This window comes from Escherichia ruysiae (assembly GCF_031323975.1).
In the GTDB taxonomy this organism is placed as follows: Bacteria; Pseudomonadota; Gammaproteobacteria; order Enterobacterales; family Enterobacteriaceae; genus Escherichia; species Escherichia ruysiae.
Map to the genome: position 1 here is coordinate 876,640 of NZ_JAVIWS010000001.1, position 16,500 is coordinate 893,139.

At 53.7% G+C, this 16,500-nt stretch carries 12 protein-coding genes and 2 pseudogenes; 10 read left to right on the plus strand and 4 right to left on the minus strand.

Features of this window, described 5'->3' with window-relative positions:
* Positions 1–137 precede the first annotated feature (137 nt).
* Positions 138–194, minus strand: coding sequence for a type I toxin-antitoxin system Ibs family toxin (locus RGV86_RS04500; protein WP_100792650.1), 57 nt, complete (start codon positions 192–194; stop codon positions 138–140).
* Between the two features lie 278 nt (positions 195–472).
* On the opposite strand from RGV86_RS04500, the gene mdtA reads away from it, so the two are divergent.
* From mdtA to trhP, 10 genes and pseudogenes are all read left to right on the plus strand, one after another.
* Positions 473–1,720: a multidrug efflux RND transporter subunit MdtA gene (gene mdtA, locus RGV86_RS04505; RefSeq protein WP_085460871.1), complete on the plus strand. Its 1,248-nt coding sequence runs from the start codon at positions 473–475 to the stop codon at positions 1,718–1,720.
* Positions 1,720–4,842, plus strand: a complete 3,123-nt coding sequence (gene mdtB, locus RGV86_RS04510; protein ID WP_085460872.1) for a multidrug efflux RND transporter permease subunit MdtB — start codon at positions 1,720–1,722, stop codon at positions 4,840–4,842. The genes mdtA and mdtB overlap by 1 nt, the downstream gene beginning before the upstream one ends.
* Positions 4,843–7,920 carry a multidrug efflux RND transporter permease subunit MdtC gene (gene mdtC / locus RGV86_RS04515; protein ID WP_085460873.1) on the plus strand — a complete coding sequence of 1,026 codons (3,078 nt, stop codon included), beginning with the start codon at positions 4,843–4,845 and terminating at the stop codon, positions 7,918–7,920.
* Complete coding sequence (locus RGV86_RS04520; protein ID WP_032225638.1) at positions 7,921–9,336, plus strand: MFS transporter; 1,416 nt, start codon at positions 7,921–7,923, stop codon at positions 9,334–9,336.
* A complete protein-coding gene (gene baeS / locus RGV86_RS04525; RefSeq protein WP_000675167.1) occupies positions 9,333–10,736 on the plus strand; it encodes an envelope stress sensor histidine kinase BaeS in 1,404 nt (467 codons plus the stop codon). The genes RGV86_RS04520 and baeS overlap by 4 nt, the downstream gene beginning before the upstream one ends.
* Positions 10,733–11,455: an envelope stress response regulator BaeR gene (gene baeR / locus RGV86_RS04530; protein ID WP_000137883.1), complete on the plus strand. Its 723-nt coding sequence runs from the start codon at positions 10,733–10,735 to the stop codon at positions 11,453–11,455. The genes baeS and baeR overlap by 4 nt, the downstream gene beginning before the upstream one ends.
* A 227-nt stretch (positions 11,456–11,682) precedes the next feature.
* Entirely contained in the window at positions 11,683–12,015 is a 333-nt protein-coding gene (locus RGV86_RS04535; RefSeq protein WP_000929406.1) for a YegP family protein, read from the plus strand.
* Positions 12,016–12,224: 209 nt separating this feature from the next.
* Positions 12,225–12,522, plus strand: a pseudogene (locus RGV86_RS04540) (type II toxin-antitoxin system ParD family antitoxin).
* Positions 12,523–12,571: 49 nt separating this feature from the next.
* Positions 12,572–12,820: pseudogene (locus RGV86_RS04545) on the plus strand (type II toxin-antitoxin system RelE/ParE family toxin).
* A gap of 102 nt (positions 12,821–12,922) precedes the next feature.
* Positions 12,923–14,284 carry a prephenate-dependent tRNA uridine(34) hydroxylase TrhP gene (trhP, locus tag RGV86_RS04550; RefSeq protein WP_000476029.1) on the plus strand — a complete coding sequence of 454 codons (1,362 nt, stop codon included), beginning with the start codon at positions 12,923–12,925 and terminating at the stop codon, positions 14,282–14,284.
* 272 nt (positions 14,285–14,556) lie between these two features.
* Here trhP and ogrK read toward each other — a convergent pair whose 3' ends face one another.
* The 3 genes from ogrK to RGV86_RS04565 form a co-directional block, all read right to left on the minus strand.
* Positions 14,557–14,775 (minus strand): prophage transcriptional regulator OgrK, encoded by a 219-nt coding sequence (gene ogrK / locus RGV86_RS04555; RefSeq protein ID WP_000468308.1) that lies wholly within the window; start codon positions 14,773–14,775, stop codon positions 14,557–14,559.
* A gap of 81 nt (positions 14,776–14,856) precedes the next feature.
* A complete protein-coding gene (locus tag RGV86_RS04560) occupies positions 14,857–16,020 on the minus strand; it encodes a phage late control D family protein (RefSeq protein WP_105280172.1) in 1,164 nt (387 codons plus the stop codon).
* On the minus strand, positions 16,020–16,499 hold the full coding sequence (locus RGV86_RS04565; RefSeq protein WP_000978905.1) for a phage tail protein: 480 nt from the start codon (positions 16,497–16,499) through the stop codon (positions 16,020–16,022). Before RGV86_RS04565 ends, RGV86_RS04560 begins: the two co-directional genes overlap by 1 nt.
* Position 16,500 lies beyond the last annotated feature (1 nt).

The window sequence follows — 16,500 nt, forward strand, 5'->3', positions numbered from 1 at the left end:
TGATTATTGCGTAACGACTCGCAAAGAATATTTGCTGGCAGGCTCGCAGACGGCAAAGCCTGCGGATTGACAATCTGACCGTGAAGGCATATTTTCAGGAGTGAGGGTAGAGCGGGGTTTCCCCCGCCCTGGTAGTCTTAGTAAGCCGGGAAGCTAATGACTAAGAGCACCACGATGATGAGTATCTTCATCATGACCCTGTCCTTATTTAAGGCCCCTTCCTCGGGAGGGGCTTTCCCGTTTCAGCGTCCCGCTGAAATCTTCGGCTTACCTCCTTTCGCCATGTACGTAGTCTATCGCTAACTTGCAGAGAAAATAGTTTCCTGCGTCATTACTGGATGCGCGCTCGCAAAGTGCACCACCATTCAGACTATTCGCGAAACTGTTTCATAATTCCTCCATTTTTCTCCCTTATTGGCTGGCTACACTAGTAACATTGCGCGAAACGTTTCAGGAAGAGAAACTCTTAACGATGAAAGACAGTTATAAATCCCGTTGGGTAATCGTAATCGTGGTGGTTATCGCCGCCATCGCCGCATTCTGGTTCTGGCAAGGCCGCAATGAATCCCAGAGCGCAGCCCCAGGTGCGACGAAACAAGCACAGCAGCCGCCAGCGGGTGGTCGCCGTGGTATGCGTTCCGGCCCTTTAGCACCAGTACAGGCGGCAACCGCCATTGAACAGGCCGTTCCACGTTATCTCACCGGGCTTGGCACTATTACCGCCGCTAATACTGTTACGGTGCGCAGCCGCGTGGACGGTCAACTGATGGCGTTGCATTTCCAGGAAGGCCAGCAGGTCAAAGCAGGCGATTTACTGGCAGAGATTGACCCCAGCCAGTTCAAAGTCGCATTAGCACAAGCCCAGGGGCAACTGGCAAAAGATAAAGCCACACTTGCCAACGCGCGCCGTGATTTGGCGCGTTATCAACAACTGGCAAAAACCAATCTCGTTTCCCGTCAGGAACTGGACGCCCAACAGGCGCTGGTCAGTGAAACCGAAGGCACCATTAAAGCCGATGAAGCGAGCGTCGCCAGCGCACAACTGCAACTCGACTGGAGCCGGATTACTGCGCCAGTCGATGGTCGCGTTGGCCTGAAGCAGGTTGATGTCGGTAACCAAATCTCCAGTGGTGATACCAGCGGGATTGTGGTGATCACCCAGACGCATCCTATCGATTTGCTCTTCACCCTGCCGGAAAGCGATATCACCACCGTTGTGCAGGCACAAAAAGCCGGAAAACCGCTGGTTGTTGAAGCCTGGGATCGCACCAACTCGAAGAAGTTAAGTGAAGGCACGCTGTTAAGTCTCGATAACCAAATCGATGCCACTACTGGCACCATTAAAGTGAAAGCGCGCTTCAATAATCAGGATGATGCGCTGTTTCCCAATCAGTTTGTTAACGCACGCATGTTAGTGGACACCGAACAAAACGCCGTGGTGATCCCCACCGCCGCCCTGCAAATGGGCAACGAAGGCCATTTTGTCTGGGCGCTGAATAGCGAAAACAAAGTCAGCAAACATCTGGTGACGCCGGGCATTCAGGACAGTCAGAAAGTGGTGATCCGCGCGGGTATTTCCGCAGGCGATCGCGTAGTAACAGACGGCATTGATCGCCTGACTGAAGGAGCGAAAGTGGAAGTGGTGGAAGCCCAGAGCGCCACCTCGCCGGAAGAGAAAGCCACCAGCCGTGAATACGCGAAAAAAGGAGTGCGCTCCTGATGCAGGTGTTACCTCCGAGCAGCACAGGCGGCCCGTCGCGCCTGTTTATTATGCGCCCTGTCGCCACCACGCTGCTGATGGTGGCGATCTTACTCGCCGGGATTATCGGCTATCGCGCCCTGCCCGTTTCGGCGCTGCCGGAAGTGGACTACCCGACTATTCAGGTGGTCACGCTCTACCCCGGCGCCAGCCCGGATGTCATGACCTCTGCCGTTACCGCGCCGCTCGAACGCCAGTTTGGGCAAATGTCTGGCCTGAAACAGATGTCATCGCAGAGTTCCGGCGGCGCGTCAGTTATCACCTTGCAGTTCCAGCTAACATTACCGCTGGATGTCGCCGAGCAGGAAGTGCAGGCCGCGATTAACGCCGCCACTAACCTGTTGCCGAGCGACCTGCCTAACCCGCCGGTTTACAGCAAAGTGAACCCGGCAGATCCGCCAATCATGACACTCGCTGTCACCTCAACCGCCATGCCGATGACGCAGGTGGAAGATATGGTGGAAACCCGCGTCGCGCAGAAAATCTCGCAGATTTCCGGCGTCGGGCTGGTGACGCTTTCCGGCGGTCAGCGTCCGGCTGTTCGTGTCAAACTTAACGCCCAGGCGATTGCCGCTCTTGGACTAACCAGCGAAACCGTGCGCACCGCCATTACTGGCGCTAACGTTAACTCAGCCAAAGGTAGCCTCGACGGCCCTTCCCGCGCGGTCACGCTGTCGGCGAACGACCAGATGCAATCCGCAGAAGAGTATCGCCAGCTAATCATCGCCTACCAGAACGGCGCGCCGATTCGTCTGGGCGATGTCGCAACTGTAGAGCAAGGTGCAGAAAACAGCTGGCTCGGCGCGTGGGCGAACAAAGAACAGGCCATAGTGATGAATGTTCAGCGCCAGCCCGGTGCTAACATTATCTCTACCGCCGACAGCATCCGGCAGATGCTGCCACAACTCACCGAAAGTTTGCCGAAATCGGTAAAAGTAACGGTGCTTTCCGATCGCACCACCAATATCCGCGCATCCGTCGATGATACTCAGTTTGAATTGATGATGGCTATCGCGCTGGTAGTCATGATTATCTACCTGTTTTTGCGCAACATTCCGGCGACCATCATTCCCGGCGTTGCGGTGCCGCTGTCATTAATCGGCACCTTCGCAGTCATGGTGTTTCTCGATTTTTCGATCAACAACCTGACGCTGATGGCGTTAACTATCGCCACCGGATTCGTGGTCGATGACGCCATCGTGGTGATCGAGAACATTTCGCGCTATATCGAAAAAGGCGAAAAACCGCTGGCGGCGGCGCTCAAAGGCGCAGGTGAAATCGGTTTTACCATTATCTCGCTGACCTTCTCGCTGATTGCAGTGCTGATCCCGCTACTGTTTATGGGCGATATCGTCGGGCGACTGTTCCGCGAGTTTGCCATTACCCTGGCGGTAGCAATTTTGATCTCAGCCGTGGTGTCGCTGACCCTGACGCCGATGATGTGCGCGCGGATGCTCAGCCAGGAGTCGCTGCGTAAACAAAACCGATTCTCCCGTGCCTCGGAGAAAATGTTCGACAGGATAATCGCCGCCTATGGTCGTGGACTGGCGAAAGTGCTGAATCATCCGTGGCTGACCTTAAGCGTGGCGCTCAGCACGCTGCTGCTTAGCGTACTGCTGTGGGTGTTCATTCCGAAAGGTTTCTTCCCGGTACAGGACAACGGCATTATTCAGGGCACCTTGCAGGCACCGCAATCCAGCTCCTTTGCCAATATGGCCCAGCGGCAACGCCAGGTCGCGGATGTGATTTTACAAGATCCGGCAGTGCAAAGCCTGACCTCATTTGTTGGCGTTGATGGCACTAACCCGTCGCTGAACAGTGCGCGTTTACAGATCAACCTCAAACCGTTGGATGAACGTGATGATCGGGTGCAAAAAGTCATCACCCGTCTGCAAACGGCGGTGGATAAAGTGCCGGGCGTCGATCTCTTCTTGCAACCAACGCAGGACCTGACCATCGATACTCAGGTCAGCCGCACCCAGTACCAGTTTACCTTGCAGGCCACGTCACTGGATGCGCTCAGTACCTGGGTGCCGCAGCTCATGGAAAAACTCCAGCAATTGCCACAGCTTTCTGATGTCTCCAGCGACTGGCAGGACAAAGGGCTGGTGGCGTATGTCAATGTTGATCGCGACAGCGCCAGCCGTCTGGGGATCAGCATGGCGGATGTCGATAACGCCCTGTACAACGCGTTTGGTCAGCGACTGATTTCCACTATTTATACTCAGGCTAACCAGTATCGCGTGGTGCTGGAACACAACACCGAAAATACCCCAGGCCTCGCGGCGCTGGATACCATTCGCCTGACCAGCAGCGACGGTGGCGTGGTGCCGTTAAGCTCAATTGCCAAAATTGAGCAGCGTTTTGCGCCACTTTCCATCAACCATCTGGATCAGTTCCCGGTAACGACCATCTCCTTTAACGTGCCGGATAACTATTCGCTGGGCGATGCGGTGCAGGCGATTATGGACACCGAAAAGACGCTGAATCTACCGGTGGATATCACCACGCAGTTCCAGGGCAGCACCCTCGCCTTCCAGTCGGCGCTTGGCAGCACTGTCTGGCTGATTGTCGCGGCGGTGGTGGCGATGTATATCGTGCTCGGCATTCTGTACGAGAGCTTTATTCACCCGATCACCATTCTCTCGACGCTACCCACCGCAGGGGTCGGCGCGCTGCTGGCATTAATGATTGCCGGTAGCGAACTGGATGTGATTGCGATTATCGGCATTATTTTGCTGATCGGTATCGTGAAGAAGAACGCCATCATGATGATCGACTTCGCGCTGGCTGCTGAGCGTGAGCAAGGCATGTCGCCGCGCGATGCAATCTACCAGGCTTGTCTGTTGCGTTTTCGTCCGATCCTGATGACCACTCTGGCGGCACTGCTTGGCGCGCTGCCGCTGATGTTAAGTACCGGAGTCGGCGCGGAACTGCGCCGTCCGTTAGGCATCGGCATGGTCGGTGGTCTGGTTGTCAGCCAGGTGCTGACACTGTTTACCACGCCGGTGATTTATCTGCTGTTCGACCGTCTGGCATTGTGGGCAAAAAGCCGCTTTGCCCGTCATGAAGAGGAGGCGTAAGTGAAGTTTTTTGCCCTCTTCATTTACCGCCCGGTGGCGACGATTTTACTGTCGGTTGCCATTACCCTGTGCGGCATACTGGGCTTCCGTATGCTGCCGGTCGCCCCGCTGCCGCAGGTCGATTTTCCGGTGATTATGGTCAGCGCCTCGCTGCCCGGTGCGTCGCCAGAGACAATGGCGTCTTCCGTTGCCACGCCGCTGGAACGCTCGCTTGGGCGTATTGCCGGGGTCAGTGAAATGACCTCCAGCAGTTCGCTCGGCAGCACGCGCATTATTTTGCAGTTTGATTTTGACCGGGATATCAACGGCGCGGCGCGCGATGTGCAGGCGGCGATCAACGCCGCACAAAGTTTGCTGCCCAGCGGGATGCCCAGCCGCCCGACCTATCGCAAAGCAAACCCGTCGGATGCGCCAATTATGATCCTGACGCTGACGTCCGATACTTATTCCCAGGGTGAACTGTACGATTTCGCCTCGACGCAGCTGGCTCCGACGATTGCGCAAATCGACGGCGTCGGTGATGTCGATGTCGGCGGCAGTTCGCTGCCCGCCGTGCGCGTCGGGCTGAATCCGCAGGCGCTGTTTAATCAGGGCGTATCGCTGGACGATGTGCGCACCGCCATCAGCAATGCCAACGTGCGTAAACCGCAGGGGGCGCTGGAAGATGGTACTCACCGCTGGCAGATCCAGACCAACGATGAACTGAAAACCGCCGCTGAATATCAGCCGCTGATTATTCATTACAACAACGGCGGCGTGGTTCGTCTGGGCGATGTGGCGACGGTGACCGACTCTGTACAAGATGTGCGCAACGCCGGGATGACCAACGCCAAACCGGCTATTTTGCTGATGATCCGCAAGCTGCCGGAAGCCAATATTATCCAGACGGTTGACAGCATCCGGGCAAAATTACCGGAGTTGCAGGAGACCATTCCGGCGGCGATTGATCTGCAAATTGCCCAGGATCGCTCCCCTACCATTCGCGCCTCGCTGGAAGAAGTCGAGCAAACGCTGATTATCTCGGTGGCACTGGTGATTCTGGTGGTCTTTTTGTTCCTGCGCTCAGGTCGCGCCACCATTATTCCCGCCGTTGCGGTGCCCGTTTCGCTGATTGGTACGTTTGCGGCGATGTATCTGTGCGGATTCAGTCTCAATAACCTGTCGCTGATGGCGCTCACCATCGCCACAGGCTTTGTCGTGGATGACGCCATCGTGGTGCTGGAAAACATTGCCCGTCATCTGGAAGCGGGGATGAAACCGCTACAGGCCGCGCTGCAAGGTACTCGCGAAGTCGGCTTTACGGTGCTGTCGATGAGTCTGTCACTGGTGGCGGTGTTCCTGCCGCTGCTGTTGATGGGCGGATTGCCGGGCCGACTGTTACGCGAGTTTGCCGTGACGCTTTCTGTCGCCATTGGTATTTCGTTGCTGGTTTCTCTGACATTAACGCCGATGATGTGCGGCTGGATGCTGAAAGCCAGCAAGCCGCGTGAACAAACACGGTTACGTGGTTTTGGCCGGATGCTGGTTGCCCTGCAACAAGGCTACGGTAAGTCGCTGAAATGGGTACTCAATCACACCCGTCTGGTGGGCGTGGTGCTGCTTGGCACCATTGCGCTCAATATCTGGCTGTATATCTCGATCCCGAAAACCTTCTTCCCGGAGCAGGACACCGGCGTGCTGATGGGCGGGATACAGGCGGATCAGAGCATTTCGTTTCAGGCAATGCGCGGTAAGTTGCAGGATTTCATGAAAATTATCCGTGACGATCCGGCAGTGGATAATGTCACCGGATTTACCGGCGGTTCGCGAGTGAACAGCGGGATGATGTTTATCACCCTCAAGCCACGCGCCGAACGCAGCGAAACGGCGCAGCAAATTATCGACCGTCTGCGCGTAAAACTGGCGAAAGAACCGGGGGCGAATCTGTTCCTGATGGCAGTGCAGGATATTCGCGTTGGTGGGCGTCAGTCGAACGCCAGCTACCAGTACACGTTGTTATCCGACGACCTGGCGGCGCTGCGCGAATGGGAGCCGAAAATCCGCAAAAAACTGGCAACGTTGCCGGAACTGGCGGACGTTAACTCCGACCAGCAGGATAACGGCGCGGAGATGAACCTGGTTTACGATCGCGACACGATGGCGCGGCTGGGGATCGATGTGCAGGCCGCCAACAGCCTGCTGAATAACGCCTTTGGTCAGCGGCAAATCTCGACCATTTACCAGCCAATGAACCAGTATAAAGTGGTGATGGAAGTGGATCCGCGCTATACCCAGGACATCAGCGCGCTGGAAAAAATGTTCGTCATTAATAACGAAGGCAAAGCGATCCCGTTGTCGTATTTCGCCAAATGGCAACCGGCAAACGCGCCGCTGTCGGTGAATCATCAGGGATTATCGGCGGCCTCGACCATCTCGTTCAACCTGCCGACCGGGAAATCGCTTTCGGACGCCAGTGCGGCAATCGATCGTGCGATGACGCAGCTTGGCGTGCCTTCGACGGTGCGCGGCAGTTTTGCCGGAACGGCGCAGGTGTTCCAGGAGACAATGAACTCGCAGGTGATCCTGATTATCGCGGCGATCGCCACGGTGTATATCGTGCTGGGTATCCTTTACGAGAGTTACGTACATCCGTTGACGATTCTCTCCACCCTACCCTCGGCGGGCGTTGGGGCGCTGCTGGCGCTGGAGCTGTTCAATGCCCCGTTCAGCCTAATCGCCCTGATAGGGATCATGTTATTAATCGGCATTGTGAAGAAAAACGCCATCATGATGGTCGATTTTGCGCTCGAAGCTCAAAGGAATGGAAATCTGACGCCGCAGGAAGCCATTTTCCAGGCCTGTCTGCTGCGTTTTCGTCCGATTATGATGACTACCCTGGCGGCGCTGTTTGGTGCGCTGCCGCTGGTGTTATCTGGCGGCGACGGCTCGGAACTGCGTCAACCATTAGGGATCACCATTGTCGGCGGTCTGGTAATGAGTCAGCTCCTGACGCTGTATACCACGCCGGTGGTGTATCTTTTTTTCGACCGTCTGCGGCTGCGTTTTTCGCGAAAATCTAAAGAAACGGTAACCGAGTAAATGACAGATCTTCCTGACAGCACCCGCTGGCAATTGTGGATTGTGGCTTTCGGCTTCTTTATGCAGTCGCTGGACACCACCATCGTCAACACCGCCCTTCCCTCAATGGCGCAAAGCCTGGGGGAAAGCCCGCTGCATATGCACATGGTCATTGTCTCTTATGTGCTGACCGTGGCGGTGATGCTGCCTGCCAGCGGCTGGCTGGCGGACAAAGTCGGCGTGCGCAATATTTTCTTTACCGCTATCGTGCTGTTTACCCTCGGTTCGCTGTTTTGCGCGCTTTCCGGCACCCTTAATGAACTGTTGCTGGCACGTGCGTTACAGGGCGTAGGCGGTGCGATGATGGTGCCGGTCGGCAGGCTAACGGTGATGAAAATTGTTCCGCGCGAGCAATATATGGCGGCGATGACCTTTGTCACGCTGCCCGGTCAGGTCGGCCCGCTGCTCGGTCCGGCGCTTGGCGGTCTGCTGGTGGAGTACGCGTCGTGGCACTGGATCTTTTTGATCAACATTCCGGTGGGGATTATCGGTGCGATCGCCACGCTAATGTTAATGCCAAACTACACCATGCAGACGCGGCGCTTCGATCTCTCCGGCTTTCTGTTGCTGGCGGTTGGCATGGCAGTGTTAACGCTGGCGCTGGATGGCAGTAAAGGCACAGGACTTTCGCCGCTGGCGATTGTCGGCCTGGTGGCGGTTGGCGTAGTGGCACTGGTGCTTTATCTGCTGCACGCCAGAAATAACAACCGCGCCCTTTTCAGTCTGAAACTGTTCCACACCCGCACCTTTTCGCTGGGTCTGGCGGGAAGTTTTGCCGGACGTATTGGCAGCGGTATGTTGCCCTTTATGACGCCGGTTTTCCTGCAAATCGGCCTCGGTTTTTCGCCGTTCCATGCCGGACTGATGATGATCCCCATGGTGCTCGGCAGCATGGGAATGAAACGTATTGTGGTGCAGGTGGTTAACCGCTTTGGTTATCGTCGGGTGCTGGTGGCAACCACGCTGGGTCTGTCGCTGGTCACATTGCTGTTTATGGCCACCGCGATGCTTGGCTGGTACTACGTTTTGCCATTCGTTCTGTTTTTACAAGGAATGGTCAACTCAACGCGTTTCTCCTCCATGAACACCCTGACGCTGAAAGATCTACCAGACAATCTGGCGAGCAGCGGCAACAGCCTGCTGTCGATGATTATGCAATTGTCGATGAGTATCGGTGTGACCATCGCCGGGCTGCTGCTGGGTCTTTTTGGCTCCCAACATGTCAGCGTTGACAGCGGCACCACACAAACCGTCTTTATGTACACCTGGCTTAGCATGGCGTTTCTCATCGCCCTTCCGGCGTTCATCTTTGCCAGAGTTCCGAACGATACGCATCAAAACGTGGCTATTTCGCGGAGAAAAAGGAGCGCGCAATGAAGTTCTGGCGACCCGGCATTACCGGCAAACTGTTTCTGGCGATCTTCGCCACCTGCATTGTATTATTGATAACGATGCACTGGGCGGTACGTATCAGTTTTGAGCGCGGCTTTATCGATTACATTAAGCATGGTAATGAACAGCGACTGCAAATGCTCGGAGATGCACTTGGCGAGCAATACGCCCAGCACGGTAACTGGCGCTTTCTGCGTAATAACGATCGTTTTGTATTTCAGATACTGCGCTCATTTGAACATGATAATAATGAAGACAAACCGGGTCCCGGTATGCCGCCACACGGCTGGCGTACTCAGTTCTGGGTGGTCGATCAAAACAACAAAGTGCTGGTTGGCCCACGCTCTCCCATTCCACCGGACGGTACAAGGCGCCCTATTCTGGTCAATGGTGTTGAAGTTGGCGCGGTGATCGCCTCACCCGTTGAACGGTTAACCCGCAATACCGATATCAATTTCGATAAACAACAGCGGCAAACCAGTTGGCTGATTGTCGCTTTATCTACCTTACTGGCGGCGCTGGCGACATTCCCACTGGCGCGCGGTTTGCTCGCTCCAGTGAAACGGCTGGTGGATGGCACGCACAAACTGGCGGCGGGCGATTTCACAACCCGCGTGACGCCCACCAGTGAAGATGAACTGGGCAAACTGGCACAAGACTTCAACCAGCTCGCCAGCACGCTGGAGAAAAACCAACAGATGCGCCGCGATTTTATGGCTGATATCTCTCACGAACTGCGCACGCCTTTAGCAGTACTGCGCGGAGAACTGGAAGCTATTCAGGATGGCGTGCGTAAGTTCACACCGGAGACAGTGGCTTCTTTACAGGCGGAGGTCGGTACACTGACCAAACTGGTGGATGACCTGCATCAACTGTCGATGTCAGATGAAGGTGCTCTCGCCTATCAAAAAGCGCCTGTGGATCTGATCCCGCTGCTGGAAGTGGCAGGCGGCGCTTTTCGTGAACGTTTCGCCAGCCGTGGCCTGAAGCTGCAATTTTCCCTACCGGATAGCATTACCGTATTTGGCGATCGCGACCGTTTAATGCAGTTATTCAATAACTTACTGGAAAACAGTCTACGTTACACCGACAGCGGCGGCAGCCTGCAAATCTCCGCCGAGCAGCGCGACAAAACGGTGCGCCTGACCTTTGCCGACAGTGCGCCGGGCGTCAGCGACGAACAACTGCAAAAATTGTTTGAGCGTTTTTACCGCACCGAAGGTTCCCGCAACCGTGCCAGCGGCGGTTCCGGGCTGGGACTGGCGATTTGCCTTAACATTGTTGAAGCGCACAGTGGTCGCATTGTTGCCACTCATTCGCCTTTTGGCGGGGTAAGCATTACAGTAGAGTTACCGCTGGAACGGGATTTACAGAGAGAAGTATGACCGAGTTACCAATCGACGAAAACACACCGCGTATTTTGATCGTGGAAGATGAACCGAAGCTGGGGCAGTTGCTCATTGATTATCTGCGTGCTGCGAGCTATGCGCCGACCCTTATCAGTCACGGTGATCAGGTACTGCCGTATGTGCGGCAGACCCCACCGGATCTGATCCTGTTGGATCTGATGCTACCAGGCACTGATGGTCTGACACTTTGCCGGGAAATTCGTCGTTTTTCCGATGTCCCCATCGTGATGGTTACGGCAAAAATCGAAGAAATCGACCGTTTGCTGGGGCTGGAGATTGGCGCCGATGACTACATCTGCAAACCGTACAGCCCACGGGAAGTGGTGGCGCGTGTTAAGACCATTTTGCGCCGCTGCAAACCGCAGCGCGAGTTGCAGCAACAGGATGCCGAAAGCCCGTTGATTATCGACGAAGGTCGTTTTCAGGCTTCATGGCGTGGCAAAATGCTTGATCTGACGCCTGCAGAATTTCGTCTTTTGAAAACCCTCTCCCATGAACCGGGAAAAGTATTCTCCCGCGAGCAATTACTCAATCATCTTTATGACGATTACCGCGTGGTAACCGACCGCACCATCGACAGCCACATTAAAAACCTGCGCCGTAAACTGGAGTCGCTGGACGAAGAGCAGTCATTTATCCGTGCCGTTTACGGTGTCGGTTACCGCTGGGAAGCTGACGCCTGTCGTATCGTTTAATGTATCGTTGCCCTGGCGAGGGCAAAATTTCCTGTTTATTAACCCGTCATGCCCCTCTCTGAAAGGAGAGGGATAACACCGTATCCGCATTCAGATTCCTGCATATTTATCAGTAATCTCCCCCACCCTTTAGAGGGTATTCCCCTGATTGGCAGTCAACTGAATATCACCCATACTTAAATCGTTACATACTGTTTTCGATACGCAATTTCAATCAAGGAGTCATTATGGCTGGTTGGTTTGAACTCAATAAGAGCAGTGAAAATCAGTTCCGGTTTGTGCTAAAAGCGGGCAATGGCGAGATCATTCTCACCAGCGAACTGTATACCTCAAAAGCCGCTGCGGAAAAGGGCATTGCCTCGGTGCAAAGCAACAGCCCGCAGGACGAACGCTATGAGAAAAAAACAGCGAGCAACGGCAAATTTTATTTCAATCTGAAAGCTGGCAATCATCAGATAATCGGTTCCAGCCAGATGTATGCCACCGCTCAATCACGCGAAGTCGGAATTGCTTCTGTAAAAACCAATGGCGCAAGTCAGAAGGTGAAAGACAATACTTAATAGTTAAGCCGGGCGCGGATAACGCGTCCGGCTTTATTTCTAATAAACACTTATTTATTGATGATTAAGATTAATCTGCGCCATTAAAATAGTAGGCACAGGCAAGCACTCATTCTCCTCTCTTTGTTTAACACTCCCCATCCTTATCCTCCTGAACATGTTCATATAGCAAAATATCTTCTAATACTTTTCGTGGCGCTATCCGGTTTATGACATACACTGACGTAAGATTTTTACTTACAAGAGAGCATAAACATGGCCAGAACGATGACAGTTGATCTCGGCGATGAGTTGCGTGAATTTATCGAGTCCTTAATTGAATCCGGCGACTATCGCACCCAAAGCGAAGTGATCCGTGAGTCACTGCGCTTACTTCGAGAAAAACAAGCAGAGTCTCGCCTGCAAGCGTTACGTGACATGCTTGCAGGAGGGTTGAATAGTGGTGAAGCTCAGCCGTGGGAAAAGGATGCGTTTTTACGGAAGGTGAAAGCAGGGATAAAGAAATAATGTGCGTATTATTAAGCTCATGCCAAAAGCCAACGAGGATTGAGAAGGCATCTGGTATTACAGTTATCACCATTTCGGCGAACCACAAGCCGACAAATATGTTGAACATCTTTCAGACGTTCTCCAGATTCTGAGTAACAATAATATTGGTACTCCCAGACCTGAATTAGGCGAAGGCATTTTTGTTCTTCCTTTTGAACACCACGTTATTTATTTCCTGTAATCACCAAGGGAAATTATCGTCACTCGTATCCTTAACCAAAACCAGGACGCTACCAGACATTTACACTGGAGCTAAACCCGCCGATTGCGCTACAATGCCCGCCCTTAAAGTGGGGACACTCCCCTAACCGCTTCATCAGGTGAAGCGGTTCTGACCTGTCATCAGAACGAGAGAATTATGTTTAAACCGGAACTCCTTTCCCCGGCGGGAACGCTGAAAAATATGCGTTACGCTTTCGCTTATGGCGCAGATGCTGTTTATGCGGGACAACCGCGTTATTCCCTGCGTGTGCGCAACAACGAATTCAACCACGAAAATCTTCAGCTCGGCATCAATGAAGCCCATGCGCTGGGGAAAAAGTTTTATGTCGTGGTCAACATTGCGCCGCATAACGCTAAGCTGAAAACCTTTATCCGTGACCTGAAACCGGTAGTGGAAATGGGGCCGGATGCGCTGATTATGTCCGATCCGGGGCTGATTATGCTGGTGCGTGAGCACTTCCCTGAAATGCCGATCCACCTTTCGGTGCAGGCCAACGCCGTAAACTGGGCGACGGTAAAATTCTGGCAGCAGATGGGCCTGACCCGCGTGATCCTCTCCCGTGAACTATCACTGGAAGAGATTGAAGAGATCCGCAATCAGGTGCCGGATATGGAGCTCGAAATCTTCGTTCACGGCGCACTGTGCATGGCCTACTCCGGCCGCTGCCTGCTCTCTGGCTACATCAACAAACGCGATCCGAATCAGGGCACCTGCACTAACGCCTGTCGCTGGGAGTACAACGTCCAGGAAGGCAAAGAAGATGACGTCGGCAACATCGTACACAAATACGAGCCGATTCCGGTACAAAACGTCGAACCAACGCTGGGTATCGGCGCGCCAACTGACAAAGTGTTTATGATTGAAGAAGCCCAGCGCCCGGGCGAGTATATGACCGCGTTTGAAGATGAACACGGCACTTACATCATGAACTCGAAAGATCTGCGCGCTATCGCCCACGTTGAACGTCTGACTAAAATGGGCGTGCATTCGCTGAAAATCGAAGGCCGTACCAAATCTTTCTATTATTGCGCACGCACCGCGCAGGTTTATCGTAAAGCTATCGATGACGCCGCTGCAGGAAAACCGTTCGATACCAGCCTGCTGGAAACTCTGGAAGGTCTGGCGCATCGTGGTTACACCGAAGGTTTCCTGCGTCGTCATACTCACGACGATTATCAGAACTACGAATACGGTTATTCCGTTTCTGACCGCCAGCAGTTTGTTGGGGAGTTTACCGGTGAGCGCAAAGGCGATCTCGCGGCGGTAGCGGTGAAAAATAAGTTCTCCGTTGGCGACAGCCTTGAACTGATGACGCCACAGGGCAACATCAACTTTACCCTTGAGCATATGGAAAATGCCAAAGGTGAAGCGATGCCGGTTGCACCTGGCGATGGTTATACCGTGTGGCTCCCGGTTCCGCAGGATCTTGAGCTCAATTACGCACTGCTGATGCGTAATTTCTCTGGTGAAACCACGCGTAACCCGCACGGTAAGTGATTAATTTCGATTATTTTTCCCGGATGGAAAATTCTTAGAAACCGATCACATACAGCTGCATTTATTAAGGTTATCATCCGTTTCGCTGAAAAACATAACCCATAAAATGCTAGCTGTACCAGGAACCACCTCCTTAGCCTGTGTAATCTCCCTTACACGGGCTTATTTTTTACGCGTAATACAATGAAATAAAAGGATTTATTTCTGGTCACGTCCACACATTGACCACATCGACAAAAAAGCCCCTCGACTGAGGGGCTTCCTGTTTGTAATTACATCCACATAATTTGCTGCCCTGACGGCAACGGGTGCGGTCTTACGGCGTGGACTTCTCCCGGCTTCACGATGTATCGCTGTACCGACTCATAAGTGATGAACGTGGCGCTGCAATTCACGTTCTGACACTGGTGATAACGCTCTTTTGTCGTGTCAGTGATATAGCGACTTGTACGCGCATGTGCGGCATGCTGACATAAAGGACAATGAAACATCGCGAGCACCTCTTCCGGTTTTGTTGATGATGTCATTTTAGTTAATTTATCCTTATAAAACAAACAGATAAAATAAAAACATCACTCATCATCTTCTGTTTCGTACTCCACATCAGAAAGCCTGACCTCAAGCTCTAAGGACGTCGTGAAGCCGCTATTATTCAGAAAATGTGTCACCTTAGTGATTGTCCAGTCCTGCTCGTCTATGACGCGCTTAAAGCCTGACACTTTAACCGGTGTTTCCGTGTAAATATCTGCCCGACCGGTAGCCAGGCTGATGGAGAACTCCGCTACGCCTCGTTGCAGTTTATCCCACTTCGCCTGAGCGGCGCGCATGGCCTGCGCTTTCGTGGCATATACCGTAGTCAGGGCAAAAACGTTGTCAGCTTCACCGGCCATGTATTCACCTTCGCGCGCTTCCGGTACTTTTGGCGCTTTCTTCTGCGTGACTGGTTTCGCTTTCGGGTGCTCCAGTGCGCGCAGGTGTTTTTCTTTCTTTTTGCGTTTCAGTTTTACCTTCTGCTTTTGCGGCTTCGGGTCTTTGGTGTGAAGCCACTTTGCCGTTACACCGGTGTAGGCTCCACGGTCAGCAATCGCAAAATGATGACGGTCACCGTCGCTGCGGGTGATGGTGACCTGCGGGATTTTTTTACCGCTGGCCGTCACCCCCTGCCCCGCTTTGAGAAACAGCAGTTTTCCCATTTTTACCGACACCTCACCGCCGTTGCGTTCTGCAAGACGGGTCAGGAATTTCGCATCAGACTCCTGCGACTGGTCGATGTGCGGGATTTTAATTCCGGCCAGTGACGGAGCGACACTGGCTTCCAGCTTGTTACGGGAGGCTATTGCCTCAACAATCGCACCGAGCGTGGTGTCATGCCAGGAGCCTTCACGGCGGGAATTGAGCGTCCCGCGAAAATCTGCACTCCGTGCGCGGATGGTGACCACATCCGGTGCGCCCCGGTGTTCAACCTCATCAACGGTAAATTTCCCTTTGCATACCAGGGCAAAACCTTTCCAGCCGATATACACCGTCAGGACAGCGCCACGAACCGGCAGCCCGACCTGCCCGTCGGCATCGTTCAGTTCAATATCAAGCTGGTCAGCCTCAAAGCCCCGGTTATCCGTCAGGGTCATGCTTATCAGACGGTCGCTGATATTGCCGGTAATATCCCTGCTGTCGAGCATCAGCATGTAATCCGGCGTCAGCGTACTGCCTGCATCAAATGTCAGCGCATCCAGCATTATCCCGCCCCCGTCATACCCGTGAATTTAGTCGCCATACTGCCAGCCTTACCGATGAGCGACTCCGCCTGTTTACCGATATCGCCATAAAGCGCGGCCAGTGATTCATCAACGCGGGTGAGCGACAGCGTAAAATCAATTTTCCGGGGTGTGCCGTCTGCAAAGAAAATACTCCCTGTTTCACTCACCTTGCTGATGACATACATACCGTAAATCATGCCGGTGCCATCCAGCAACGGCCACGCCCGGCCTTCCTCTGCCATCAGCCTGAGCGTGGTCATCGTCAGCTTTCCGCCGGTCAGTTCGGGATAAAGCACACCGGCAAGCGTGATGTTTTCCTCACCCACACCGAGAAACTGGTAGGCATCCCGTTTACCGATACGGGAATTTGACGGCCAGCGATAATCTGATTCACGCTGCATGGTCTGGTGTGGCAGCGTCTGGCGCATAAAAACAAACATACCTAACGCGAGCATCATT